The organism is Caulobacter sp. LjRoot300 (genome assembly GCF_964253875.1).
Classification (GTDB): domain Bacteria; phylum Pseudomonadota; class Alphaproteobacteria; order Caulobacterales; family Caulobacteraceae; genus Caulobacter.
Genome location: NZ_CAXUSA020000001.1, coordinates 328489 through 353422, shown reverse-complemented (window position 1 = coordinate 353422; position 24934 = coordinate 328489). Strand labels below are relative to the sequence as shown.

General features: G+C 69.4%; 19 protein-coding genes. 12 read left to right on the top strand and 7 right to left on the bottom strand.

Going from position 1 to position 24934, the window contains the following annotated elements:
* Positions 1-100: 100 nt before the first annotated feature.
* Positions 101-3043, top strand: coding sequence for a polar localization protein TipN (locus ACSQ2G_RS01635; RefSeq protein WP_436027754.1), 2943 nt, complete (start codon positions 101-103; stop codon positions 3041-3043).
* 14 nt (positions 3044-3057) lie between these two features.
* On the top strand, positions 3058-3618 hold the full coding sequence (locus tag ACSQ2G_RS01630) for a sugar transferase (RefSeq protein ID WP_436027752.1): 561 nt from the start codon (positions 3058-3060) through the stop codon (positions 3616-3618).
* A gap of 45 nt (positions 3619-3663) precedes the next feature.
* Here the strand turns inward: ACSQ2G_RS01630 and ACSQ2G_RS01625 are convergent, their stop codons facing one another.
* Both ACSQ2G_RS01625 and ACSQ2G_RS01620 read right to left on the bottom strand, forming a co-directional pair.
* Positions 3664-5106, bottom strand: coding sequence for a mannitol dehydrogenase family protein (locus ACSQ2G_RS01625; protein WP_436027751.1), 1443 nt, complete (start codon positions 5104-5106; stop codon positions 3664-3666).
* The gene (locus tag ACSQ2G_RS01620; RefSeq protein ID WP_436027749.1) at positions 5103-6626 is read right to left on the bottom strand and encodes a UxaA family hydrolase; all 1524 of its coding nucleotides are present in this window, start codon (positions 6624-6626) and stop codon (positions 5103-5105) included. The genes ACSQ2G_RS01625 and ACSQ2G_RS01620 overlap by 4 nt, the downstream gene beginning before the upstream one ends.
* A gap of 146 nt (positions 6627-6772) precedes the next feature.
* On the opposite strand from ACSQ2G_RS01620, the gene ACSQ2G_RS01615 reads away from it, so the two are divergent.
* The 7 genes from ACSQ2G_RS01615 (at position 6773) to ACSQ2G_RS01585 (ending at position 16514) form a co-directional block, all read left to right on the top strand.
* On the top strand, positions 6773-7867 hold the full coding sequence (locus tag ACSQ2G_RS01615; RefSeq protein WP_436027747.1) for a LacI family DNA-binding transcriptional regulator: 1095 nt from the start codon (positions 6773-6775) through the stop codon (positions 7865-7867).
* Between the two features lie 102 nt (positions 7868-7969).
* Positions 7970-9436 (top strand): glucuronate isomerase, encoded by a 1467-nt coding sequence (gene uxaC / locus ACSQ2G_RS01610; RefSeq protein ID WP_436027745.1) that lies wholly within the window; start codon positions 7970-7972, stop codon positions 9434-9436.
* Between the two features lie 18 nt (positions 9437-9454).
* Positions 9455-10303, top strand: coding sequence for a 5-dehydro-4-deoxy-D-glucuronate isomerase (kduI, locus tag ACSQ2G_RS01605; protein ID WP_436027743.1), 849 nt, complete (start codon positions 9455-9457; stop codon positions 10301-10303).
* A gap of 150 nt (positions 10304-10453) precedes the next feature.
* The gene (kduD, locus tag ACSQ2G_RS01600) at positions 10454-11224 is read left to right on the top strand and encodes a 2-dehydro-3-deoxy-D-gluconate 5-dehydrogenase KduD (RefSeq protein ID WP_436027741.1); all 771 of its coding nucleotides are present in this window, start codon (positions 10454-10456) and stop codon (positions 11222-11224) included.
* 183 nt (positions 11225-11407) lie between these two features.
* Entirely contained in the window at positions 11408-14125 is a 2718-nt protein-coding gene (gene ppc, locus ACSQ2G_RS01595) for a phosphoenolpyruvate carboxylase (RefSeq protein ID WP_436027739.1), read from the top strand.
* Positions 14126-14732: 607 nt separating this feature from the next.
* Positions 14733-15407, top strand: coding sequence for a bifunctional 4-hydroxy-2-oxoglutarate aldolase/2-dehydro-3-deoxy-phosphogluconate aldolase (locus ACSQ2G_RS01590; RefSeq protein WP_028037822.1), 675 nt, complete (start codon positions 14733-14735; stop codon positions 15405-15407).
* Positions 15408-16514, top strand: coding sequence for a sugar kinase (locus tag ACSQ2G_RS01585; protein ID WP_028037821.1), 1107 nt, complete (start codon positions 15408-15410; stop codon positions 16512-16514).
* Here ACSQ2G_RS01585 and ACSQ2G_RS01580 read toward each other — a convergent pair.
* Entirely contained in the window at positions 16511-16726 is a 216-nt protein-coding gene (locus tag ACSQ2G_RS01580; protein ID WP_436027736.1) for a hypothetical protein, read from the bottom strand. The genes ACSQ2G_RS01585 and ACSQ2G_RS01580 overlap by 4 nt on opposite strands.
* 921 nt (positions 16727-17647) lie before the next feature.
* Between ACSQ2G_RS01580 and ACSQ2G_RS01575 the strand changes: the two genes are divergently transcribed.
* Together ACSQ2G_RS01575 and mrdA are read left to right on the top strand one after the other, a co-directional pair.
* Positions 17648-18079 (top strand): hypothetical protein, encoded by a 432-nt coding sequence (locus tag ACSQ2G_RS01575; protein WP_436027734.1) that lies wholly within the window; start codon positions 17648-17650, stop codon positions 18077-18079.
* 232 nt (positions 18080-18311) lie between these two features.
* Positions 18312-20279, top strand: coding sequence for a penicillin-binding protein 2 (gene mrdA, locus ACSQ2G_RS01570; protein ID WP_436027732.1), 1968 nt, complete (start codon positions 18312-18314; stop codon positions 20277-20279).
* Between the two features lie 144 nt (positions 20280-20423).
* On the opposite strand, the gene ACSQ2G_RS01565 is transcribed toward mrdA, so the two are convergent.
* The 4 genes from ACSQ2G_RS01565 to ACSQ2G_RS01550 all read right to left on the bottom strand — a co-directional run bounded on the left by ACSQ2G_RS01565 (position 20424) and on the right by ACSQ2G_RS01550 (position 24326).
* The gene (locus tag ACSQ2G_RS01565) at positions 20424-20891 is read right to left on the bottom strand and encodes a heme-degrading domain-containing protein (RefSeq protein WP_436027730.1); all 468 of its coding nucleotides are present in this window, start codon (positions 20889-20891) and stop codon (positions 20424-20426) included.
* On the bottom strand, positions 20888-21925 hold the full coding sequence (locus ACSQ2G_RS01560; RefSeq protein ID WP_436027728.1) for an oxidoreductase: 1038 nt from the start codon (positions 21923-21925) through the stop codon (positions 20888-20890). Before ACSQ2G_RS01560 ends, ACSQ2G_RS01565 begins: the two co-directional genes overlap by 4 nt.
* A gap of 244 nt (positions 21926-22169) precedes the next feature.
* The gene (locus tag ACSQ2G_RS01555) at positions 22170-23444 is read right to left on the bottom strand and encodes an MFS transporter (RefSeq protein ID WP_436027726.1); all 1275 of its coding nucleotides are present in this window, start codon (positions 23442-23444) and stop codon (positions 22170-22172) included.
* A gap of 66 nt (positions 23445-23510) precedes the next feature.
* Entirely contained in the window at positions 23511-24326 is an 816-nt protein-coding gene (locus tag ACSQ2G_RS01550; protein ID WP_436027724.1) for a 2-keto-4-pentenoate hydratase, read from the bottom strand.
* A gap of 153 nt (positions 24327-24479) precedes the next feature.
* Here ACSQ2G_RS01550 and ACSQ2G_RS01545 point away from each other — a divergent pair, with 153 nt between their 5' ends.
* Positions 24480-24878 carry an MmcQ/YjbR family DNA-binding protein gene (locus ACSQ2G_RS01545; RefSeq protein WP_436027722.1) on the top strand — a complete coding sequence of 133 codons (399 nt, stop codon included), beginning with the start codon at positions 24480-24482 and terminating at the stop codon, positions 24876-24878.
* The last annotated feature ends 56 nt before the right edge of the window (positions 24879-24934 follow it).

Below are 24934 nucleotides of genomic sequence, written 5' to 3'. Positions count from 1 at the left end.
GCTTTTCGCCGCTAGGTTTATTCGTTGCGTGCGAGAGGGGCGTCCGCGCGGCGACGTTCATCCGGCCCCAAGCCGTTTCGCCCTGGGACTATGGCTGCGTATGAAGCCCAAGAAGCGCCAACCGCTTGATTTCACCGGCATTCCGATGGAGCCGCCGGTCGAGGACGCCGGTCGTTCCGCCGAGACGGACGTCCAGCCCGATGCGGACGCGCCGGTCAGCGAACCCGACCTGGATCTGGACATCGCCGCCGTTCCCGACGCGCCGGCCCCGCCGGCTCTTGATCGCGGGCCTCTGGATCTAGGCGCCGAACCGGCGGCCGAGCCGTTTGTCGCGCCGATTCCCGAAACGCCTCGCGTCAGCGCGCGGCGCGGCTTTTTCGGCGCGCCCAAGCCGCAGCCCCAGCCTGTCGTCGAGACCTTCCAACCCGTCGAGCCTCCCAAGGCCGATATCGAGGCCCCCGCACCGGAGGCCGTGATCGCACGGGCGCCGCCGCTGAAGTCGAACTTCAAGCCGCCCGAGCCGGAGGCGGATCCCGCCCCGTTCACCCCGGCCCGAGGCCGGCGCAGCGCGCCGATCGAGGCCGAGCCGCTGGCGCCGCTGCCCTCGTTCCTGACCGCGCCCGTTTCGACGGCTCAGACCGCCCAGCCGCCGGCGCCGGTGGTCGAGCCGGAGCCTCCGGCCGCGTCCCAGCGGTTCGAGGCGACGGTCTCCAAGCCACGCGAGACCGCCCCAGTTTCGCCGCCCGTCACCCCTTTGTCCACAGCCCGCGAAGGCAAGAAGCCTATGCCCGCGCCGCTGTTCTGGAGCCTGGCGGTCGCCGCCGCGGCGCTCTGGACGCTTGGACCGATCGCCTTCGCGCTCGGCTACGGCGCCGGCGTGCCCGCCTTGAAGGTCGATCAGTTCGCCCTGATGGTGTTCGCCGCCCTGGCCGTCGGCCCGGCCGCCTTCACCCTGCTGGGCGCCTACATGCTGCGCCAGGCCCTAGGGGTTTCGGCCGAGTTGAAGCACACCCGGATCATGACCGACCGCCTGGTCAGCCCGGCCGCCCTGGCGGCGGCGGGAGTCGACGGCGTGGTCGAGCGCATCCGCGATCAGATCGACGCGGCGACGGCCGCCGCCGAGGCGGCCCGCGCCCGGGTTCAGGACCTGCGCGAGGCCCTGGCCGAAGAGACCCTGGCCTTGTCCCAGACCACCAGCGAGTCCGCGCGGATGGTCAAGCAGCTGTCCGAAGGGCTGGGCCACGAGCGCCAGGCCATGCACGCGCTGTCCACCACCCTGGACGCCCAGTCCACGGCCGTGGTCGACGCGATCGGCAGCCAAGCTCGTATGGTCGCCGAGGCGTCCGACCTGGCCGAGACCCAACTTCGCGAGGCCGAGGCGGCGCTGGCGGCCCGGGCCGCCGACCTGGCCGCGGCCGCGGCTGAGGCGTCCGACGCCGCCCGAGTCGGGGCCGAGGACCTGTCGCGCCAGATCGCCCGCCTGGAAACCGCCGGCCAGGGGGTGGGCGACCAGATGAGCGCCGTCGAACGCAACCTGGCCGCCCAGCGCGCCGCCCTGGTCGCCGCCAGCCAGTCGCTGCGCACCGACCAGGAGGACTTCGCCGCCGAGAGCGAGACCCGCACAGCCCAACTGACCGAGTTCATCGGCCACACCCGCGCCGGCGCCACCGAGATGGGCGACATGGCCGCGATGGGCGCCGAGGTGCTGCGCGGCCTGATCGGGGCCGCGGCCCAGCAGCTGCGCGAGGTCGCCGAGACCGCCCGGGCCGAACGCGAGGCCCTGGCCGCCGAGACCTCCAGCGCCATCGCCGCCCTGGCCAGCGCCGCCGGCGGTCAGCGGGCCGACCTGGAAGGAGCCTTGACCCAGGCCATGGAGGCGATGGCCGAGGCGGCCCGCAAGGCCAACGAAGGCGTCGAGCAGCGCGTCGAGGCCGCCCGCGTCCGCGTCGACCAGCTCAACGAGATCGCCTTCGCCGCCGGCCAGAAGGCCGACACGGTGTTCGAGTCGCGCATGGACGAGGCCCGTGACCTGATTGAGCAGTCGGCCCAGGTGGTCGAGCAGGCCGGGGCCCGCACGGCCCAGAAGCTGTCCGAGAGCGTCGAGGCGGCGCGCGCCACCATCGCCGAGATGGAGGCCATGCTGGCCGATGTCGGCCGCCGCACCGCCGACCTGCCCGCCGAGGCCCTGGCCCGCGCCAACGAGGTTCGAGCCCAGATCGAGCAGGGCATCGAGGACCTGCGCAACTCGGCGTGCCGGACCGCTGAGGAGACGGCGGCGATCGACCAGGCCTTCCAGGAACGGGTCCGCCGCAACTACGACATGCTCAGCGAGGCGGTCGGCCGGATGAACGCCGCGCCGCCCGCCGCCCCTTCGATCGCGACGCCGACCCGCGCACCGCCGCCGCTGAACCGGCAGGTCCAGGCCGCGCCGCCGCCGCCGCCCGTAACGCCGCCGGCCCCGAAGCCCGCCAACGAGCCCGGCGCCGAAGAGGCTGGCCTGCGTCCACGCCTGCGCCTGACGCCCACCGCCACCGACGACGAGTTCCGCTCGGTGTTCGACGCCGCTGGCGGCCGCAACGCCGCGCCCGCGCCGCCGCCCGCCGAACGGGCCGAGCCGCAGCAGCCGGGCGGCGGCCTGTCGTGGCGCAGCCTGCTGTCGGGCCTGGAAAGCGCCGCGCCGGGCGACGCCGCTCTGGGCGAGAAGATGGCCGGCGAGATCCTGGCCATGGGCATCGACCCGACGGCCCTGTTGCCCCGCGCCCGCATCGACGAGATCGCAGCCACGATCCAGACCCACGACGAAGGCGGAGCGCGCGAGGTGGTCAAGAAGCTGGCCCCCGCCGCCATCCGCCGGCTGGTCCGCCGGCTGTTCTCCGACGCGCCGCTGCGGGCCGAGGCCGAGCGCTTCCTGCGCCGCTACGCCGGCATGATGGACGAGGCCTCCGAGCAGGACCGCGAAGGCTTCCTGGTGGCGGCTCTGCTGTCGTCCGACGCCGGCCGCGCCTACCTGCTGCTGGACGCCGCCTTCGGGGACCTGGCTTAAGAGCATGACCTGACGTGAAGCGCCTGTTCGATGCGGCGGTGTCCGCGGCGGCGCTGCTGCTGCTGGCGATCCCGCTGCTGGTGGTGGCAGCGGTCGTGCGCCTGACCTCGGCAGGACCGGCCTTGCACTGGTCCAAGCGGGTGGGGCGCGACAACGTCCTGTTCGCCATGCCCAAGTTTCGCACCATGCGGATCGACACCCCGCAGGTCGCCACCCACCTGCTGGAGGACGCCGACCGCTGGCTGACGCCGCCCGGCGCCTTCCTGCGCAGGACCAGCCTGGACGAGCTGCCGCAGCTGTGGAGCGTGCTGGTCGGCGACATGAGCCTGGTCGGGCCCAGGCCGGCGCTGTTCAACCAGGACGACCTGATCGCGCTGCGGACGGCGGCCGGGGTGGAGGCGCTGCGGCCCGGCGTCACCGGCTGGGCGCAGATCAACGGCCGCGACGAGGTGTCGATCCCCGAAAAGGTGGCGCTGGACGCCGAATACCTGCGACGCCAGGGATTCTGGTTCGACCTGACGATCCTGTTGCGGACCGTGCTGCCGGTCGTCACCGGCAAGGATGTGACGCGGTAGCGCCGCCGACGGGGACACGCGCATGCGCGTGTCCCCAAACGAATCCTAGGCCAGTCCGGCGTACACCTTCTCCAGCGCCGCCACGAACGTGGCGTTCCCCGCAAGGTCACGGTTGAACACCGGCTCCAGCTTCAGGAACCGGGCGACGTCGGCCTTGGCGTCGCCGGTGCAGGCGGCCGCCGTTTCGACCAGGCGATCGGCCAGGGGATCGACGATTTTGACGCCTTCCGCCGCGCGGCGACGGACGAAGTGCATCCAGGCCGCCAGGGGCAGGGCGAGGCGGTCGACCGGACGGCCGGCGTCTAGGGCGTCGGCGACCGTGCCGAGAATGCGGAACGGCAGCTTCTGCGAGCCGTCCCAGGCGATCTGGCTCAGCAGGTGGCGGATCTCGGGATTACGGAACCGGCCCAGGATCGCCTGGCCATAGGCCAGGAGGTCCAGGCCGCGCGGCGCGGTCAAGGTCGGGATGATGTCTTGGACCATCAGGTCCTCGGCGATCCTGGCCAGGTCCGGATCGCTGATCGCCTCGAATACCGTCTCATGGCCCTTCAGCAGACCGGCATAGGCGATGGTCGAGTGGACGCCGTTGAGCAGCCGCAGCTTGGCGCGCTCGAAGCCGCGCACGTCGTCGGTCAGGGTGACGCCGACGCTGGCCAGGTCCGGCGCGTCCGGTCCCAGCACGTCCTCGACCACCCATTGCGTGAACGCCTCCCGCTGGATCGGCCAGGCGTCGGTCAGGCCGGTGGCCGCCTCGACCCGGGCGCGCAGGGCGTCGTCGGTGGCGGGGGTGATGCTGTCGACCATGGTGCGCGGGAAGCGGCCCTCGGCCTCGATCCAGGCGGCGAGCGCGGGGTCGACCGACCCGGCGAAGGCCACGACCGCCGCCTTCAGCTGCCAGCCGTTGTCGGCGAGGTTGTCGCAAGCCACCACGGCGTAGGGCGGCAGGCCGGCCTGCTGGCGGCGGCGCAGGCCCTCGACGAGGTAGCCGACCGCGCTGATCGGCTCGCGCGGATGGGCCAGGTCGTGGACGATGTCGGGGTGGGCGACGTCCAGCTTGCCGTCGCCGGTCAGGCAGTAGCCCTTCTCGGTGACGGTCAGGGTGACCACGCGGGTGGTGGGGGCGGCCAGGCGAGCGAAGACCCCCGGCGGATCCTCGGGCGCGACCAGCACCTCCAGGATCGAGCCGACCACGCGGAACGTGGTCTCGGCGTCCAGCTGGGCCAGGGTGTAGAGGCCGTCCTGCGGCTGCAGGGCGTCGCGGACGCCGGGGCTCTTCAACGACACCGCGCAGAGGCCCCAGCGCGGATCCTTGGCCAGCAGCTGGTCGAAATAGAAGGCCTGGTGGGCGCGGTGGAAGGCCCCGGGGCCGAAATGCACGACGCCGACCGAGACTTTGTCGCGGTCATAGGTGGGCAGGGCGACGCCGGGATTGGCGGCCGGATAGCTGACGGCGTTCAGGCGGAGAGGACGGGAAAGGGTGTCGGTCAAAGGGTAACGCCTTGTTTCCAGATGGCGATTTCACGCTCGCCGTTGAGTTCGGCCTTGGTCGGCTGACCCGAGGCCGTGGCCACGACCAGATCCATCAGGGAGTCGGCCGCCGCATCCATGGTCTGGCCCGCCAGCACCACCCCGGCGTCGAAGTCGATCCAGCCCGGCTTGCGGGCGGCCAGGGCCGAGTTCGAGGCGATCTTCAGGGTCGGGGCCGGGAAGCCCAGCGGCGTGCCGCGGCCGGTGGTGAACAGGATCACCGTCGCCCCGGCCGCCGTCAGGGCGGTGGAGGAGACGGCGTCGTTGCCGGGGGCTTCCAGCAAGGTCAGGCCATGCGGGCCGACCTGCTCGCCATAGCGCAGCACCTCGACCAGCGGCGCGCGGCCGCCTTTCTGCACCGCGCCGAGGGACTTTTCCTCGAGCGTGGTGATGCCGCCGGCTATGTTGCCGGGCGAGGGATTCTCGTAGATCGGCTGGTGGTTGTCGATGAAGTAGCGCTTGAAGTCGTCGATCACCCCGACGGCCTGGTCGAACACCTGGCGGGTCGCTGCGCGGGCCAGCAGCACGCCCTCGGCGCCGAACACCTCTGGGATCTCGGTCAACACGGGGGTGCCGCCGGCGTCCGAGACCTTGTCGGCGATGCGGCCGACCAGGGGATTGGCGGTGACGCCCGAGAAGCCGTCCGAGCCGCCGCACTTCAGGCCGACCACCAGGTCCGAAAGGGGAGCCGGTTCGCGCCGGTCCCGCTCGGCGATGGCGACCAGTTGCTCGACGGCGTCGAGGCCGTCCTCCAGCTCGTCCTCGACCATCTGGGTGGTGAACGAGCGCAGGCGTTCCGGATCCAGGCCCGGGGCCGAGTCCAGCAGGGCTTTCAGCTGATTGTTCTCGCAGCCCAAGCCCAGGATCAGCACGCCGCCGGCGTTGGGGTGGGCGGCCAGGCCCGCGATCAGCTTGCGGGTGTGGGCCAGGTCGTCGCCCAGCTGCGAGCAGCCGAACGGGTGGGGGAAGGCGAAGACACCATCGACTCGTCCGACGAAGCGTTGATTGGCCTTCTCGGCGATCCGCCGGGCGGTGTTGGCCACGCAGCCGACTGTGCATAGCACCCAGATCTCGTTGCGGGTGCCGACCCGTCCGTTCTTGCGGCGATAGCCCAGGAAGGTCCCGGCCGGCGGCGCGGCGTGCGGCTCGGGATGGGCGTCGGCATAGGCGAAGCCCTCGACGCCCGACAGGCGGGTCTCGACATTATGGACATGCACGTGGTCGCCGACCGCGATGTCCGCCGTCGCCCGGCCGATCGGCCAGCCGTACTTGAGGACGTCCTGCCCATGGCCGACCGCGCGCACCGCGATCTTGTGACCCTTGGGGATGTCGGCGCGGGCGACGATCGTCTGGCCGTGCAGGTCCAGCGCCTCGCCGGCGAGCAGGTCGCGCAAGGCGGTCGCCACATGGTCGCGCGGATCGACGCCGTGGATCGATTCGGAGGGAAGGGGACTGGGTTCGCTGATCAAAGCCTTTGCCATTGGAACTTTTCGTGCTGCCCTTCTGGTCTGTACGTCGGGGAAACCGGTGTCACCATAGGGCAATTGCGCCAGAAAGTGCATTTGTAGCGACGCCGTCGGCGGTAGGGTATGACAAAACGGAACAACGATCGCCGCATGGAAACGCTTTGACCTCGTCCAAGACCCCTTCGCCGGACGCCGATGGCGTGGAAATCGACGCCGGCCTGGAGGCTGGCCTCGAAGGCGGCCGCAAGCGCGCGACCATCAACGACATCGCCCGCCTGGCCGGTGTGTCGAAGAAGACCGTCTCGCGGGTCATCAACCAATCGCCCTTCGTGCGCGACGAGACCCGCGAACGCATCGAGGCGGTGATCGCCGAGTGGGGCTATGCGCCCGATCCGCAGGCCCGGGGCCTGGCGTTCCGCCGCTCGTTCCTGATCGGCATGATCTACGACAATCCCAACCCGCAATATGTGGTCAACATGCAGTTGGGCCTGCTGGACGGCATCCGCGGGTCCGGCTTCGAGCTGGTGGTCCATCCCTGCGACCGCAGCAGCCCGACCTTCCTGCAGGACGTGCGCACCTTCGTCGAGCGCCAGAAGCTGTTCGGCGTGGTGCTGCCGCCGTCGGTGTCGGAGGACGAACGGGTGGCCAAGCTGCTGCGCGAGATCGGCTGCGAATATATTCGCATCGCCTCGGTCGAACTGGACAAGCCCGAACACATGATCGTCGGCCATGACCGCCTGGGCGGCGAGGCCATGGGCGCCCACCTGGTCGAGCTGGGCCATCGGCGGATCGGCTTCATCAGCGGCCTGCCCAGCTTCCGCTCGTCGCACGAGCGGCGAGGGGGTTTCGAGGACGCCCTGAACAAGGCCGGCCTGAAGCTGGAATCGAACTACGTCGTCCAGGGCGCCTACACTTTCGAGTCGGGCCTGGCTTGCGGCGAGGCGCTGCTGTCCCAGACCCCCCGACCGACCGCCATCTTCGCCGGCAACGACGAAATGGCCGCCGGCGTGCTGCAGGCCGCCCGCCGGGCCGGGCTGCAGGTGCCGGCCGACGTGACCGTGGTCGGTTTCGACGACTTCCAGATCGCCCAGGCTGTCTGGCCGCCGCTGACCACGATCCACATCCCGACCCGCGAAGTGGGCCGGATCGCCGCCGAGAAGCTGATCGGCGCGGCGGCTCGCGACAAGCACGATCCCAACAGCACGATCCCCTATCTCGTCGTCCGGGAGTCGTCGAGCCCCCCGCCCGTGGGTTAGGATCGCCGGCGCTTTGGCTTGCATGGCGCCATGACACCGGTTACCAACCGCCTCGAAAACGGCCTGCGAAAGCCGTCGGCGGAGTAGGGAGTAAGAAGCGCCATGACCCGGCCCCTGGTTTTTTCCGACGATCGCCTGTTTCCGGCCGACGAGCGCACGCGGGGCGTCGCCCGGGCGCTGTATGGCCAGGTCAAGACCCTGCCGATCATCAGCCCGCACGGGCACACCGATCCGGCCTGGTTCGCGACCAACGCGCCGTTCGAGGACGCCACCGACCTGCTGCTGGCGCCGGACCACTACCTGTTCCGCATGCTCTACAGCCAGGGCATCAGCCTGGACGCCCTGAAGGTGCGGTCCAAGGCCGGCGTGCCCGACACCGACCCGCGCGAGGCCTGGCGCTTGCTGGCCAGCAACTTTCACCTGTTCCGCGGCACGCCGTCGTGGCTGTGGCTCAACCACGTGTTCAGCCAGGTGTTCGGCCTGAAGGTGTTCCTGGGCGCCGAGACCTCCGACCTCTATTTCGACACCATCAACGAGGCGCTGGCCACCGAGGCCTTCCGTCCCCGCGCCCTGTTCGACCGCTTCAACATCGAGACCCTGGCCACCACCGAGGGCCCGCAGGACAAGCTGGAGCACCACAAGGCCATTCGCGAGAGCGGCTGGGGCGGCCACGTGGTCACCGCCTATCGCCCCGACGCGGTGATCGACTTCGAGGACGAGCGCTTCGGCCGCTCGTTCGAGCGCTTCGCCGAAGTCTCCGGCCAGGACGTCACGACCTGGAAGGGCTATCTGGAAGGCCACCGCGTTCGCCGCCAGGCCTTCATCGCAGCCGGCGCAACCTCGTCCGACCACGGCCACCCGACCGCCGCCACCGCCGACCTGTCCGAAACCGACGCCGAGGCCCTGTTCCAGAGCCTGCTGAAGGGCGAAGTCACCCCGGCCAAGGCCGAGCTGTTCCGCGCCCAGATGCTGACCGAGATGGCCAAAATGAGCCTGGACGACGGGCTGGTCATGCAGATCCACCCCGGCTCGCACCGCAATCACAATACCGCCCTGCTGGCCAGCCACGGCCGCGACAAGGGCGCCGACATCCCGATGCGCACCGAATATGTCGAAGCGCTGAAGCCGCTGCTGACGCGCTTCGGCAACGACCCGCGCCTGTCGATCATCCTGTTCACCCTGGACGAGACCGTCTACAGCCGCGAGCTGGCCCCGCTGGCCGGCCACTATCCGGTGCTGAAGCTGGGTCCGTCCTGGTGGTTCCACGACAGCCCAGAGGGCATGATGCGGTTCCGCGAGCAGGTCACAGAGACGGCCGGTTTCTACAACACCGTCGGCTTCAACGACGACACCCGCGCCTTCCTGTCGATCCCCGCCCGCCACGACCTGGCCCGTCGCGTCGACAGCGCCTTCCTGGCGCGCATGGTCGCCGAGCACCGCATGGACGAGGTCGAGGCCGCCGAACTGATCGTCGACCTGACCTACAACCTGCCCAAGAAGGCCTACAAGCTCGACCAACGGCCCGACTGGGCCCGGCCGGTCCAGCCGATCAAACACGCCGCCGAATAGATTTTCCGGAGCCTCCCGATGTTCACCAAGACCTACCACGCCACCCACCCGGACATGATGTTCGCGGTCAGCAATGACGACCTGCGCGATCGCTACCTGATGGACGGCCTGTTCGCGGCCGACGACATCGTGCTGCACTACAATCACGCCGAACGCTTCGTGGTCGGCGGCGCCGCGCCGGTGTCCAAGGGCGTCAAGCTGCACGACCAGACCGAGCCCGCCTCGGCCGCCGGCCATCCGTTCCTGGAGCGCCGCGAACTGGGCGCGATCAATGTCGGCGGCGGCAAGGGCAAGGTCACGGTCGACGGCGTGGCCTACGACATCGAGCCGCGCGACGGCATCTACGTGACCATGGGCGCCAAGGATGTGGTGTTCGAGAGCGTCGACGCCGCCAACCCGGCCCGCTTCTACCTGACCAGCCTGCCGGCCCACGCCGCGTTCGAGACCAAGAAGCTGGAATTCGCCAACGCCGTCCCGCTGGAGCGCGGCGCGCTGGAGACCTCCAACGAGCGCACCATCTACCAGTATATCGTGCCCACCACCTGCAAGTCGGCCCAGCTGCTGCTGGGCATGACCGTGCTGAAGCCGGGCAGCGTCTGGAACACCATGCCGCCGCACCTGCACGACCGCCGCTCGGAAGCCTATTTCTACTTCGGCCTCGGCGAGAACGACCGGGTCTTCCACTACATGGGCGAGCCGGACGAGATGCGTCACATCGTGATCGCCAACGAGGAAGCGGTGATGAGCCCGCCGTGGTCGATCCACATGGGCTCGGGCACCTCGAACTACACCTTCATCTGGGCGATGGGCGGGGAGAACCTCGACTATACCGACATGAACGTGCTGGACATCTGCCAGCTGAAATAGGGGCGGGGGCTCCACTTCCCTGCGGCTGTCATCCCGGCCGTAGCGAAGCGAAAAGCCGGGACCGCCCCAAGCGCGTGCGCTTCCGGCGGTCCCGGATCGGCCTTTCAGGCCGTCCGGGATGACAAGATTCAGGATCAGGAAGCACGCACCATGGCCAATCTGTTCAGCCTCGAAGGCAAGGTCGCCCTCGTCACCGGCGCCAACACCGGCCTGGGCCAGGCCGTGGCCGTGGCGCTGGCCGAGGCCGGGGCCGACATCGCCGCCGCCGGCCGCAGCGCCCCGACCGAGACGCAAGCCGCGGTCGAAACCACCGGCCGCAAGTTCCTGTCGATCAAGGCCGACTTCGGCTCGATCGAACCCGTCCAGCGGGTGATTGACGAGACCATCGCCGCCTTCGGCAAGGTCGACATCCTGGTCAACAACGCCGGCATCATCCGCCGCGCCGACTCGATCGAGTTCAGCGAGGCCGACTGGGACGCGGTGATGGACACCAACCTGAAGGTCGTGTTCTTCCTGACCCAGGCCTTCGCCAAGCAGGTAATGAAGCAGGGCGGCGACACCACTAGCATCGGCAAGATCATCAACATCGCCAGCCTGCTGTCCTTCCAAGGCGGCATCCGCGTGCCGTCGTACACAGCCAGCAAGAGCGGCCTGGCCGGCCTGACCAAGATCCTGGCCAACGAGTGGGCGTCCAAGGGCATCAACGTCAACGCCATCGCGCCCGGCTATTTCGACACCAACAACACCGAGGCCCTGCGCAACGACGCCGACCGCAACGCCTCGATCCTGGCCCGCATCCCGGCCGGGCGCTGGGGCCAGCCGGGCGACCTGGGCGGGGCCGCCGTGTTCCTGGCGTCGCGGGCCGCGGACTACGTCCAGGGCATTACCTTGCCCGTCGATGGCGGGTGGCTGGCCCGCTAGAGGCAGGAATCTGCGCAAAAGCGAATTTGGTACCGGAACCATTGCGCCGGCCGCCTTTTCGCGGTCTGCAAAGCGCGGTAAGGGCGCCGCTGCGTCGGCAAGGGTCCAACATCCGGTCGGCGTTTCGGACGTTTCTTTCCTGGTGAGCCGTCGCGTCCTCGCGACGGCCGCGGAGCTTCGCGCATGCCTCTGTCCCTCGACGGTGATCGCCCCACCAGCCGCCACGTGCGACAGAACGCCAACCTGCTCAGCGACCTGCTGAACGAGGCCATTGCCTATCTTGACGGCGAGGACGCCGCCCGGCTGGTAGCCACGGCGCGATCCGCCGCTTCGCAGGAGGCGCCGGACGGCGAGGCCCCGCGGCTGGACCATCTGTTCGCCGACCTGTCGAGCGAGCAGGCGATCTTCCTGGCCCGGGCCCTGGCCAGCCACTCGATGCTGGCCAATATCGGCGAGGACGTCGCCGGCCGCCGCCGCCACGCCGAGGGCGACGCCCGGCCCGGCGACGCGCGCCCCCGCACCCTGGTCGACGCGGTCAAGGCGCTGGTCGCCAAGGGCAAGTCGCCGGAGGAGCTGACCAAGGTCCTGGCGGCCATGAACGTGGTGCCGGTGCTGACCGCCCACCCGACCGAGGTCCGCCGCCGCAGCATGGTCGACCGCGAGACCGAGATCTCGCGCCTGATGGCCCTGCGCCGTCACCACCTGCCGCCGGACCTGGACGCCGAGATCCGCGAGAACCTGTTCCGCGAGATCGCCCTGATGTGGCGCACCCGGCTCTATCGGCCGGAGCGGATCACCGTGAAGGACGAGATTCGCAACGCGCTGTCGATCGTCCGCACCTCGATCCTGCCGGCGGTCATCGACCTCTACGCCGATTGGTCGCGGCAGATCGGTCAGCACGGCCAGATGGCTCCGCTGCTGAAAATGGGCTCGTGGCTGGGCGGCGACCGCGACGGCCACCCCGGCGTCAACGGCGACACCCTGAAGCTGGCCCTGGCCTCGCAATCGCGGGTGATCCTCGACTGGTACGCCAGCGAAGTGCGCAAGCTCTGGTCGAACCTGGCGGTGTCCACGGCCTATGTGCCGGTGTCCGAAGAGTTGCTGGCCCTGGCCGCCCAGACCAAGGATCCGTCCGTCCACCGCCTGGACGAGCCCTATCGTCTGGCCCTGGAGCTGATTTTCGACCGTCTGTCGGCGGTGTCCCAGAAGCTGACCAACCAGTGGGTGGCCTTCGCCACCGCCCGCACCGACGTCGAGCCCTATGGCCATCCCGAAGCCTTCGTCGCCGACCTGAAGATCATCATCGACAGCCTGGAGCGCAACGGCGGCGAGCGGCTGGTCGGCTCGGCCCTGCGCACGCTGGTCGAGGTAGCCCAGGCCTGCGGCTTCCACCTGATGAGCCTGGACCTGCGCCAGAACGCCGACGTCCACGAACGGACGCTGCACGAGCTGTTCCAGCGGGCCGGCACGGGCGTGAAGTACCTGGACCTCGACGAGGAAGCCCGGTCCAAGTTGCTGATCGGCGAGCTGTCGCACCAGCGGCCCCTGGTCTCGCCGTTCACCGCCTATGGCGAGGAGACGACCCGCGAGCTGGCGACCATGGAGGCCGCCGCCCAGGCGGTCCGCGACTACGGCCATGGCTGCATTGGCGCCTATGTGATCTCCAAGTCGGCGACCCTGTCGGACATCCTGGAGCCGCTGGTGCTGCTCAAGCAGGTGGGCCTGGTCTGGGGCGGGGCGGCGCCGCGCGCCTCGGTCAAGATCAGCCCGCTGTTCGAGACCATCGGCGACCTGGAGAACGGCCCGCGGGTGCTGCGCCAGTGGCTGGAGCTGCCGCTCAGCCGCACCATTCTCGGTGATCGGCCGGTGCAGGAGATCATGCTCGGCTATTCCGACAGCAACAAGGACGGCGGCTACGTGGCCAGCCGTCGGGGTGTGGCCCGGGGCGCCTCGGCCCTGGCCTTCGAGGCCGAGCGGATGGGCGTCGGGCTTCAACTGTTCCACGGCCGCGGCGGCAGCGTCGGGCGGGGCGGGGGGCCTGCCGCCGAGGCGGTGCTGGCCCAGCCGGCCGGCACCGTCCAGGGCCGCATCCGCATGACCGAGCAGGGCGAGATGATCGCCCGCCGGTTCGGCGACCAGCCGACCGCCCGCCGCAATCTCGACGGCCTGGCCGCCGCGGTGCTGATGGCCAGCGAGCGCGAGGCCCATCGTCCCGACCCCAAGGTCGACGCGGCCATGACCGATTTGGCGCAGGCCTCGTTCCACGGCTTCCGGGCCCTGGTGTACGACGACCCGGCCTTCGAGGACTTCTTCTGGTCGGCCACGCCGATCGGCGAGATCGTCGGGCTGAACATCGGCAGCCGACCGGCCAGCCGCACCGCCAGCCGCAAGATCGAGGACCTGCGGGCCATCCCCTGGGTGTTCAGCTGGTCGCAGGCCCGGTTCATGCTGCCCGGCTGGTACGGCTTCGCCGCCGGCGTCGAGCGGGCCGGGCTGTCGACGGGGCAGCTGCAGGACCTGGCCGGCGGCTTCGACTTCTTCGCCTCGCTGCTGTCGAACATGGAGCTGGCCCTGGCCCAGAGCCACATGGGCATCGCGGCCCGGTACAGGGACCTGTCCCCGAACAAGGCCGACGCCCAGCGGATCTTCGACACGATCCAGCGCGAGCACGACAGCGCCCGCCAGATCGCCCTGGCGATCCGCGGCGGTTCGGCCCTGCTGGACAACCAGCCGGAGCTGGCGGAGTCGGTGGCCCTGGCCGGGCTGTCGGTCGATCCGCTGAACCACCTGCAGCTGGAGCTGCTGGCCCGCCGTCGGGCCGGCGACCAGGACGAGAACATCCGTCTGGCCATCCAGCTGACCGTGGCGGGGATCGCGGCGGGGTTGCGGAATACGGGGTGATCTTCTCCTCCCCCGTGAAACGGGGGAGGTGGTCGCGAAGCGGACGGAGGGGGCGTGCCAGCCGCGGTGACGCCCCCTCCGTCACGATGCGTATTCGCATCGCGCCACCTCCCCCGCGTTGCGGGGGAGGAGCAATTTCAGCCCAGCCGTCAAAACCGAAACAACGTTTTGACGCCGCTTGCACAAGGCGTCGCTTCGGAGTAGATTCCTAAATGACACCGGTGGCAAAGTGGCCTGGCCAATCTGCCGCCGGTTTCACCTGACGTTTTGGACCGGCCTACCCGGTCCCGGGCGTCCGCGGCTCTTCTAGAGTTCGCTCCTGCGCAAACTTTCGGGCGTCGGGCCTCGGTCCGGCGCCCTTTATTTTGAGAGCCCAGCACGCCCGGACCCGAGACGATCGGGACGGCGCCCGGGAAATGGGCCTGGAAACGAAGGACGACAGCCACGCAGGCAAGGCGCGCGAATTGACGTCGGGGGAGCCTCCGGAGTGGCGTCCGCGCGCGACGCGGTCTAAACGGTCGCCCAGCGCCGAAGACGGCGAAATCTTCCACGCCGAGGCCTTCACACGGGGCCGCACGCAAGATCGATCCTTTGAGGAGCAGTACTGATGGTGAAAGACCGCATGGCCGTTCTGACGGCGCTGATGGACCAGGGCGTCATCCCGGTGTTCTATCACCCGGACGTCGAGGTCTGTAAGAAGGTGATCCAGGCCTGCGCCGACGGCGGCGCGCCCTGCATCGAGTTCACCAACCGCGGCGATTTCGCCAGCCACGTGTTCTACGAAGTCACCAGGCACTTCGCCTCGGCCGATCCGCGCGTGATCATGGGCGTCGGCTCGATCGTCGATGCGCCCACCGCCGGCATCTACATCGCCAACGGCGCCAAGTTCGTGGTCGGCCCGATCCTCAACGCCGATGTGGCCAAGGTCTGCAACCGTCGCAAGATCCCGTATTCGCCGGGCTGCGGCTCGGCCTCGGAAATCTCCTACGCCGAGGAACTGGGCTGCGAGATCGTCAAGGTGTTCCCCGGCTCGTCGGTCGGCGGCCCGGACTTCATCAAGGCGGTGCTGGGCCCGATGCCCTGGACCCGCATCATGCCGACCGGCGGCGTCGATCCCGACGAAGCCTCGGTCAAGAAGTGGTTCGGCGCGGGCATCGTCGCCGCCGGCATGGGCTCCAAGCTGATCACGCAAGAACTGCTCGACGCGGGCGACTACGCCGGCATCACCGCCAAGGTCCGCGAGACGGTGGAACTCATCAAGAAGGTTCGTGGGAAAGCCTAAATGACCGACAACATCCTCAACATCCGCCCGGCTTCGGAAACCAAGTGGGACTGCGCCTCCTTCGGTGAAGTGATGCTGCGCTTCGACCCCGGCTTCGGCCGGGTTCGCAACGCCCGTCAGTTCAACGTCTGGGAAGGCGGCGGCGAATACAACGTCGCCCGCGCCTTCAAGAAGTGCTGGGGCAAGCGCTCGACCGCCGTCACCGCCCTGCCGGTGAACGACCTGGGCTGGCTGGTCGAGGATCTGATGATGCAGGGCGGCGTCGACACCTCCCACGTCATCTGGCGCGACTTCGACGGCCTGGGCCGCAACACCCGCGTCGGCCTGAACTTCACCGAAAAGGGCTTCGGCGTTCGTCCCGCATTGGGCTGCAGCGACCGGGGTCACTCGGCCGCCTCGCAGATCCGCCCCGGCGAAGTGAACTGGGAAAAGCTGTTCGGCGAGGAAGGCGTGCGCTGGTTCCACACCGGCGGCATCTTCGCGGCCCTGGCCAGCAACACCGCCGAAGCCGTGATCGAGGCCGTCGAGGTGGCCCGCAAGTACGGCACGGTGATCTCCTACGACCTGAACTACCGCGCCAGCCTGTGGAAGTCGCAGGGCGGCAAGGAAGGGGCCCAGAAGGTCAACCGCCACATCGCCCAGTACGTGGACGTGATGATCGGCAACGAAGAAGACTTCACCGCCTGCCTGGGCTTTGAAGTGGAAGGCCTGGACGAGCACATCAGCTCGATCGACCCGGCCAACTTCAAGAAGATGATCCAGACCGCGGTGAAGGAGTTCCCGAACTTCAAGGTCGCCGCCACCACCCTGCGCAACGCCAAGACCGCCTCGGTCAACGACTGGTCGGCGATCCTGTACGCCGGCGGCGAGTTCTACGCCTCGATGATGCGCGAGAACCTCGAGATCTACGACCGCGTCGGCGGCGGCGACGGCTTCGCCTCGGGCTTGGCCTTCGGCTTCATGGAAGGCAAGGGCCCCCAGGCCGCCGTCGAGTACGGCGCGGCTCACGGCGCCCTGGCCATGACCACGCCCGGCGACACCTCGATGGTGCGCCAGGCCGAGGTCGAGGCCGTGATGAAGGGCAAGGGCGCGCGGGTCATCCGCTAGTCCCCGGCCTCGTCGGCGGAACCAGCAGAGCCCCCGGTCGCAAGGCCGGGGGCTTTTTGCTGTGCGGCGATCGCTTCGGCTCGGCGCAGCGCGCCGAAGTGCTTGGCGAGTTTCCTGCGGAGCTTGCGGCGGATGTGCGCCACGCGCGCTGGCGGATAGTCAGGATCGTGGGGGCGCGTGCGGTTGAGGACGCGGGTGCGGGTTCTCGGCATGATAGGTCTTCTCCCTTGATGCGGACGGGGACAGGCGCATGCGCCTGTCCCCAACACTAAGCGCGGTTTCGCCGCCTCACGCGGCGGGCCGCTGAAGTTCGGGGAGGGCTGCGGAGCGCCGGGCCAGGCCCGGAAGCTTTGTAGACAATACCGTTTCGACCAGGACCGACGCTCCGCGCGGTCGTTTTCCGGGAGCAAGCGGCGGTCGGCGCTGTTGACGCCTCGCCGCTCGAAGCCCCCGACGGGCGGGCCGGGCTTGCGTCGCCCGGTCCCGGAACGCCTGCGTCACCGCAAGCCTGTCGCCCTCTTCGGCCCCTCGTCCAACGCCGTATCCGTGTTCCGGGCTCGGCCAGCACCAGATGGACGAAAGTCGCGGCCCCTCGCGGAGCCGCCGCCGACGAGCACGCCCGCTCGACCGCACCCCAAGGCCGCGAAGGTCGCAGGCCTTAGCGCCCTCCCCATCGCCTTGTGGTGCAGTGATTATGCGGCGGCGTGGGAGAGGGAGGATAAGTGAAATTTCGGCGTTGTAATTGTTGGGAAAACGCGCCGTGAGCGATGAGGGGATTTTTCTCGGCGCGCTCTTGGTCGTCCGTCCGGGCCTTGCGGCAGCGCCATCACCAACGGATCGCGCCGAAAGAAGCTGTCATCCCGGACAAGCTCGGCGAAGCCGAGCGCCGATCCGGGACCGCCACAAGCTCCGAGCTCACGCCCTGGTCCCGGATCTTCGCGCTGCGCGCTCGTCCGGGATGACAGCCGTTTTGATCGTAGGTGGCAGCCCTGGCCCGCCGGGCGGCGCGCTCCGGCGTCCTTGCGTCTCTCGATATGCAATCCAGGCTTTCAGTGGAATCCCATTCGCCTTAATGTTTATCCGGCTCGCTGGCCATCCCTGGCCCCCAACGCCTGACTTTCATGGAGGAAAGCGTGAAGTCTCTCACCCTGGCGCGCAATGCGATGAACTTCATCGTCGGCTATCTCCCCGCGCGGACCCTGAGCTACACCTCGTACTGCGCGGCCGTGATCAAGCTGCAGAACGGCAACCGGGCGGTGCTGGTCACCGAGGCGGGCGCCAGCGCCAGCGGCATAACCGGCACGCTGCTCAGCCAGATGGAAAACGCGCTCCACGTCCCGGTGCTGGGCGGGGCGTCGCCGACGCCGGGCCAGGGCACCTGGCACATGAACGACGCCGAGCAGCAGGCGCTGGCGGTGTTCTCCTCGGCCGTCCAGAACGGCGGCGTATGGCGGGGCGCCGTCCTCAAGGCTGTGGTCGCCAACCGGGCCATCTGCCCCAGCTGCACCTATACGCTCCAGCAGCACGGCTTCGCCGTGAACGGGGCCGAGGCGGTGGCGCCGTAGGGTTTCACGCTCGGCGACGGATTTATTTTCAGCAAGCCGGGCCAGGCGCTTGACGGCGACCGGCGCAGGTCCACTCTGCGCGCAGATCAACTCCAGCGCGCGGCCCTTCCCATTCCATGACTCCCCTGGCCGCCGCGCCCCGAGCGCGTTGTCGAGCGACGTCGCCTGACGTCTTTGCCCCGTCCGTTTTTGCCCGGTCCGTTTTTGCGCCGTCCGTTCGCGGGGCGGCGCGATGAGCGAGCCGGCGATCTTCTTTTCCGAGGTCAACCAGCGGCAAGGCGTGTTCCACCGCCGGGCGTTCCTGATGGGCGGCCTGGCCGGCGGCGGCCTGCTGGCCCTGGGCGGTCGCCTGGCCCAGCTGCAGCTGGTCGAGGCCCAGCGCTACCAGAAGCTTTCGGCCGGCAACCAGTTCAACTACCGCCTGGTCTCGCCGCCGCGCGGGGCGATCTACGACCGCAACGGGGTGGCCCTGGCCTCCAACCGGCCCAACTTCCGGCTGCTGGTCACCAAGGACACCGGGTTCGACGCCCCGGCGACCCTGGACGAGTTGGCCCTGCTGGTCCCCATCGACGCCGCCCGCCGCGCCCGCCTGCTCAAGGACCTGGCCCACGCCCCGAAGAAGACCCCCGTGGCGGTGATGGAGGACATGACCTGGGAGGAGTTCTCGCGGGTCAACATCCGGGCGCCGGAACTGCCGGGGGTGACGGCCGACATGGGCGAGGTGCGGGTCTATCCGTTCGGCGGGGCCTTCGCCCATGTGATCGGCTATGTCGCCAAGGTCTCCGATCGCGATCTCGACAAGGCCAAGGATGATCCGACCCAGGACCAGGCGCTGCTGCACCATCCCGGCTTTCGGATCGGCAAGCTGGGCGTGGAAAAGGCCTTCGACGCCCCTCTGCGCGGCCATGCCGGGGCCAACAAGGCCGAGGTCGACGCCCAGGGCCGCACGGTGCGGCTGGATCCGGAGGGCGACATCCCGGCCAAGGCCGGCGCCGACATCCGCCTGACCCTGGACGCCGACATCCAGAACCGCGCCCTGGAGGTGATGGGCGAGGAGAGCGGGGCGATCGTGGTCATGGACTGCCGCAACGGCGACCTGCTGGCCATGGCCTCGGCCCCCAGCTTCGACGCCAACCGCTTCGTCAAGGGCCTGTCGGGGCCGGAGTACCGGGCCCTGGCCGAGTACGAGCGCAAGCCGCTGCTGGACAAGGTGATGACCGGCACCTATCCGCCCGGCTCGACCTTCAAGCCGACCGTGGCCATGGCGGCCCTGACGGCCGGGGTGGACCCGACCGAGCGGGTGGTCTGCTCCGGCGGCTGGGCGTTCGGCGGCCGGGTCTGGCACTGCCACAAGAAGGGCGGCCACGGCGCTCAGGACATGCACGCCGCCATCAAGAACAGCTGCGACGTCTATTTCTACCAGATGGCCCTGCGCATCGGCCCCGACCCGATCGCCGCCGCGGCCAAGGCCTTCGGCTATGGCGGCACGTTCGACATTGGCATACCGGGCCAGAAGAAGGGCCTGGTCGGTTCGCGCGACTGGAAGAAAACCGCCTTCAAGCGCGACCCGGTCTGGCATCCGGGCGACAGCGTGCCGTACGGCATCGGCCAGGGCTATATCAACGTCAACGCCCTGCAGCTGGCGGTGATGACCGCGCGGCTGGCCAACGGCAGGAAGGCGCTCAACCCGCGCCTGGTCAAGTCGGTCGGCGGGGTCGAGCAGCCGGAGGGCGACGCGGTGCCGGACCTGCCGTTCAGCCAAGAGCACCTGGAGATCGTGCGGGCCGGCATGGCGGCGGTGGCCAACGATCCGACCGGCGGGGCCTTCAAGCAGAGCCAGTTGGGCCTGGGCGACGTGAAGATGGCCGGCAAGACCGGCACGGCCCAGGTGCGCCAGTACGCGGCCGGGGCTTCGCGCAGCAATCAGGGCATCGCCTGGCGGCTGAAGGACCACAACCTGTTCATCGCCTTCGCCCCCTATGACGACCCCCGCTACGCCCTGTCGGTGATCATCGAGCACGGCGGCCAGTTCGGCTCCAGCGCCGCCGCGCCGCGGGCGCGGGAGGTGATGCGCGTGGCGCTGCTGAAGGACCCGGAAATCCGGGCGCGGATCGAGCGCCCGACGCCGCTGCCCGATGCGCCGGACGAGGGGGAGGGGGATGTGGGGGCGGACGATGCGCCAGTCGTGAGTGAAGGTTAAGCGTCACCTTTCAACCGCTCATCCCGGCGAATGCCGGGACCCAGATGGAATAGCTTTGAGGCTGACGCCATGAGCGCTGAGCCCTTCCAATCAGCCATCCCGCTATAGGATCTGGGTCCCGGCATTCGCCGGGATGAGCGGGTCTTAGGGAGCCAGCACCCGCTCCAGCACCTCGACCACCAGCGCGTGATCCTCCAGCTGCGGCAGGCCCGAGACCGTGATCGCGCCGATGCAGCCCAGGCCCGCCAGCGTCAGCGGAAAGCCGCCGCCGTGGGCCGCGTGGTCTCGGAGCGACAGGCCGTAGCGCTGCTCCAGGGTCTCGCCCGAGGCTTTCAGCTTCAGGCCCACGGCCAGGGTGCTGGTGGCCAGGGTCAGGACCGTGTTGCGCTTGCGGCGCACCCAGTCGGCGTTGTCGGGACCCGCGCCCGGCAGGGCGGCGTGGAACAGCGGGCGGTCGCGCAGGCTGATGTCGATGGCCACCGGCGCGGCGCGGGACAGGGCGGCGTCGCGCAGGGCGGTCCCCAGGGTCCAGGCGGTCTCCAGGGTGAAGCGCTGGAACACCAGGGCCTTTTCCTGGGCGGCGATCGTGGCCAGCCGCTCGGCGTCGGTCACAGCGACAGCTCCCGGCCTTCGGCGGCGCTGCGCTGGGCCAGGTCGATCAGGACCATCACCGCCAGGGCTTCCTCCGGCGGGACCGGATTGGGCCCGTGGCCCGACAGGGCGTCGCGGATGGCGGCGTAATAGGCCAGGTAGTCGCCGGGGACGCCCTCGACCTCGCGGCTGGCCGTCGCCTCGCCGTCGGTCACGGTCAGGGTCCCTGGCCTCGGGTCGGCGCCCCAGCCTTCGGAGCCCGGGGCGACGCCGGCCTTCAGCGCGTTCTCCTGTTGATCCAGGCCCTGCTTGACGAAGCTGCCCTTGGTCCCGTGCACGGCCAGGCGCAGGCGCGAGTCGATGGTCATCTGGCTGGCGTGCAGCAGCACCCGCAGGCGCGGATAGCGTAGGACCAGGTGGAAATAGTCCGGGGCCTGGCCGCCGTCCTTCTGCACCGCCAGGTCGGCCTGGATCGCCTGGGGCGGGCCGAACAGCCGCAGGGCCTGGTCGATCAGGTGCGGACCCAGGTCCAGCAGGGCGCCGGCCCCGGGCTTCTCGCGCCAGCGGTCGCGGACCATCGGGCGGAAGCGGTCGAAATGGCTCTCGTACTGCACGACCTCGCCCAGCGACTCGTCGGCGATCAGGGCCTGGAGGGTCAGGAAATCGCTGTCCCAGCGGCGGTTGTGGAAGACGCTCAGCAGCTTGCCGGCCCGCTGGGCGTGGTCGGCCAGGGCGCGGGCCTCGTCCAGGGTGGCGGCGAACGGCTTGTCGATGACCACGGCCTTGCCGGCGTCGAGCGCCGCGTGGGCCTGGGGCGCGTGCAGCGGGTCGGGGGTGGCGATCACCACCAGGTCGATCTCGGCGTCGGCCAGGGCGGCGTCGAGGTCGGGCGCGACCTTCACGCCCGGATGGTCGGCCAGGACCTTGGCCGGGTCGCTGGAGACCACGGTGTGCAGCAGCAGGCCGGGCGTGGCGGCGATCAGCGGGGCGTGGAAGGTCCTGCCGACGAAGCCGTAGCCGACCAGGGCGACCTTGAAGGGGAGGGGGGAAGACATTCGAATCTTATAGCCCTCTCCCATGGGGAGAGGGAGGGGCCCATGCGCAGCATGGGAGGGTGAGGGGATAAGCCGTCGGACGGCGTGCCGGCAGGGCGTCGTGTGAAACCGGTGAGGGCGTCACCCCTCACCCTCCCACGCTCTTCGAGCGCGGGCCCCTCCCTCTCCCCTCCGGGAGAGGGCGCATAGAAAGGCCCCCGATCTCGCGATCGGGGGCTCGTTTTCCAGGCGCGCGTGACGACCGCTAGATCTTCACGGGCTCCATCTTGGGGGTCAGCAGGTGGACCACCAGCAGGGCGATCAGATAGGCGCTGCCGGCGACCAGGAAGATCGGGGTGTAGGTGCCGATCTGGTCGAGCACCTTGCCGATGTACTTGGAGAACACCATGCCGCCGACCGCGCCCAGCATGCCGCCGATGCCGACGACCGAACCCACCGCGCCGCGCGGGAACACGTCCGACGGCAGGGTGTAGAGGTTGGCCGAGAAGCCTTGGTGGGCCGCGGTGGCGACGCCGATGATCAGGACGGCGACGACCAGGCTGTCGACATTGGCCGCGAAGATCACCGGCATGGCCAGCAGGGCGCAGACCAGCATGGTGGTCTTGCGGGCGGCGTTGATGCTCCAGCCGGCCTTCATCAGGCGCGAGGACAGCCAGCCGCCGGCGACGCTGCCGACGTCGCTCATCAGGTAGATGGCGATCAGCGGCGGGCCGAACGACTTCAGGTCCAGGCCGTAGCGCTTGCCCAGGAAGTCGGGCAGCCAGAACAGGAACATCCACCAGATCGGGTCGATCAGGAACTTGCCCAGGGCGAAGGCCCAGGTTTCCTTCTTGCCCAGCAGCTTGACCCAGCCGATCTTCTCGACCGGGTCGGCCGGGTCCTGCTCGATATGGGCCAGTTCGGCGGCTGACAGGCGCGTCTGCTCGCGCGGACGGCGATAGACGATCAGCCACAGCGGCAGCCACACCAGGCCGGCGATGCCGGTGACGATGAAGGCCATCTGCCAGCCGAAGGCCAGGACGATGCCCGGCACCACCAGCGGGGTGACGATGGCGCCGATATTGGTGCCGGCGTTGAAGATGCCGGTGGCCAGGGCGCGCTCGTTCTTGGGGAACCACTCGGCCACGGCCTTGATGCCGCCGGGGAAGCCGCCGGCCTCGCCGATGCCCAGGCCCATGCGGGCGACCGCGAAGCCGGTGAAGCCGCGCGCCAGGGCGTGGCTGATATGGGCGATCTGCCAGATCAGGAACGCGATGCCGAAGCCCCAGCGGGCCCCGATCTTGTCCATGATCTTGCCCCAGGCCATGTAGGCGACGGCGTAGGCCAGCTGGAAATAGAACACCAGGTCGGCGTAGTGGGTCTCGTCCCAGCCGAATTCCTTGCTCAGGTCGGCCTTCAGCAGGCCGATGGTCTGGCGGTCGACGTAGTTGATCACCATCGCCAGGAACAGCAGGCCGACAATGACCCACCTGTACCGCCCGATCTTCGCAGACGGAGCCGGCATCGTTGGAGCGTCCATGGACGTCACATCCTCACCCTTGGGCTTGTAGTTATTCCGACGCCCCCGCCGGTTCACGGATTTCTCTTAGGCCGGAACGGCGACGCAGGCCACGCTTCCGAACGGGCCGAAGTCTACGCGGGACGTATCGCCGGCCGCAATGTCGTGAATGCCGGTGCTGGCCCCGGTGGTCACCAGCATGCCCTTCTTCAGCGGACGGCCGCGCGCGGCGACGTGGCCCAGCAGGAAGGCCAGAGCCGCCAGGGGCGAGCCGGGGATCGAGGCCGCGCCGCCCTTGCCCACCGACACGCCGTTGATGAAGGTCTCGGCCGGCATGTCTTCCCAGGCGATGTCGCGCCAGTTCTCGACCACCGGACCCAGGATCTGGCCGTCGTTGTTGCCGAAGTCCGAGGCGACGATGGGCGGGCCCAGCTGGTTGATGGTGGCCAGCGGACTGCCGGCGATCTCGATGCCGACGATCAGCTCGCCTACGTATTCGGCGGCTTCCTCGGCGGTCCACTCGGTCTTGTCGGCCGGGGCGTCCTTGCCCAGGCGGATGACGAATTCGGCCTCGACGGCGGTGAAGCCGCCGGCGATGGCGCGGAACGGCGTGGGCGCGTCGCCCGCGTCCCAGACCTTGGTCTTGAAGATGCAGCCGGCCAGGCGCTCGGCGCCCAGGCGCTCGCGATGCTGTGGCGGGACCAGGCCCACTTTCCAGCCCACCAGTTCATCAGGCCACATGTCGATGGCCAGGTCCTGGACCGCGTAGCCCTCGGCCATGGACTGGGGCAGGACGCCGCCCGGATAGCCGGGGACCGACACGCCCTTCAGGCGCGCGTCGACGAATTGGGGTGCGATGGACGCCGGTGCGAACACCTCGCTCTCGGCCTCGGAAACGGTCACGCCGCGAATCCTCCCTCGCGCTAACACACTACAGTCCCGTTCGACGGGCTTTGGTCGTGCATAATGGAAACCGGTGTCATTGACAATCGGCCACGCGGCGCCGGTGGCAAGGGGATTGCCGCGCCCGCGTCCTGAGCGCTTTCATCGGCGGTCATGGTCGATCTCGCCGCTCTTCACCGTTTGGCCCTGGCCCTGCCCGAGGTCGAAGCCAGCCCGGAAGGGGAGCGTCTGGCGTTCGATGTGCGCGGCAAGGGAATCGCCTGGTCCTATTTGGCCCGTGCCCATCCCAAGGCTCGCCGCGAACTGGTGGAGGGCGTGATCGCCGTGCGCTGCCGACGCGAGACCAAGGAGATGCTGCTGGAGGCCGCGCCCGAGCGCTTCTTCGACGACGACCATTATCGAGGCTTCCCCGCCGTGCTGGTGCGCTTGGACGTGATCGACGGGGCCGAACTGGCGGGATTGCTGGCCCAGGCCTGGCGAATCCTGGCGCCCAAGGCCCTGGTCAAGCGGATCGACGCCGAGCGATCCGGAACCACCACCCCCGGGCGGTGATTTCCCTAGAGCCTTTTCCGTCCTGACCACGTCGGGCCGGAGCTCCGGCTTTTTGT

What these genes read in the sequence shown, in the direction of transcription:
- ACSQ2G_RS01635 (WP_436027754.1), top strand. Translation starts at nt 101, where the DNA reads ATGAAGCCCAAGAAGCGCCAACCGCTTGATTTCACCGGCATTCCGATG.
- ACSQ2G_RS01620 (WP_436027749.1), bottom strand. Translation starts at nt 6,626, where the DNA reads ATGGCAAAGGCTTTGATCAGCGAACCCAGTCCCCTTCCCTCCGAATCG.
- uxaC (WP_436027745.1), top strand. Translation starts at nt 7,970, where the DNA reads ATGACCCGGCCCCTGGTTTTTTCCGACGATCGCCTGTTTCCGGCCGAC.
- kduI (WP_436027743.1), top strand. Translation starts at nt 9,455, where the DNA reads ATGTTCACCAAGACCTACCACGCCACCCACCCGGACATGATGTTCGCG.
- kduD (WP_436027741.1), top strand. Translation starts at nt 10,454, where the DNA reads ATGGCCAATCTGTTCAGCCTCGAAGGCAAGGTCGCCCTCGTCACCGGC.
- ppc (WP_436027739.1), top strand. Translation starts at nt 11,408, where the DNA reads ATGCCTCTGTCCCTCGACGGTGATCGCCCCACCAGCCGCCACGTGCGA.
- ACSQ2G_RS01590 (WP_028037822.1), top strand. Translation starts at nt 14,733, where the DNA reads ATGGTGAAAGACCGCATGGCCGTTCTGACGGCGCTGATGGACCAGGGC.
- ACSQ2G_RS01585 (WP_028037821.1), top strand. Translation starts at nt 15,408, where the DNA reads ATGACCGACAACATCCTCAACATCCGCCCGGCTTCGGAAACCAAGTGG.
- ACSQ2G_RS01580 (WP_436027736.1), bottom strand. Translation starts at nt 16,726, where the DNA reads ATGCCGAGAACCCGCACCCGCGTCCTCAACCGCACGCGCCCCCACGAT.
- mrdA (WP_436027732.1), top strand. Translation starts at nt 18,312, where the DNA reads ATGAGCGAGCCGGCGATCTTCTTTTCCGAGGTCAACCAGCGGCAAGGC.
- ACSQ2G_RS01560 (WP_436027728.1), bottom strand. Translation starts at nt 21,925, where the DNA reads ATGTCTTCCCCCCTCCCCTTCAAGGTCGCCCTGGTCGGCTACGGCTTC.
- ACSQ2G_RS01555 (WP_436027726.1), bottom strand. Translation starts at nt 23,444, where the DNA reads ATGGACGCTCCAACGATGCCGGCTCCGTCTGCGAAGATCGGGCGGTAC.
- ACSQ2G_RS01545 (WP_436027722.1), top strand. Translation starts at nt 24,480, where the DNA reads ATGGTCGATCTCGCCGCTCTTCACCGTTTGGCCCTGGCCCTGCCCGAG.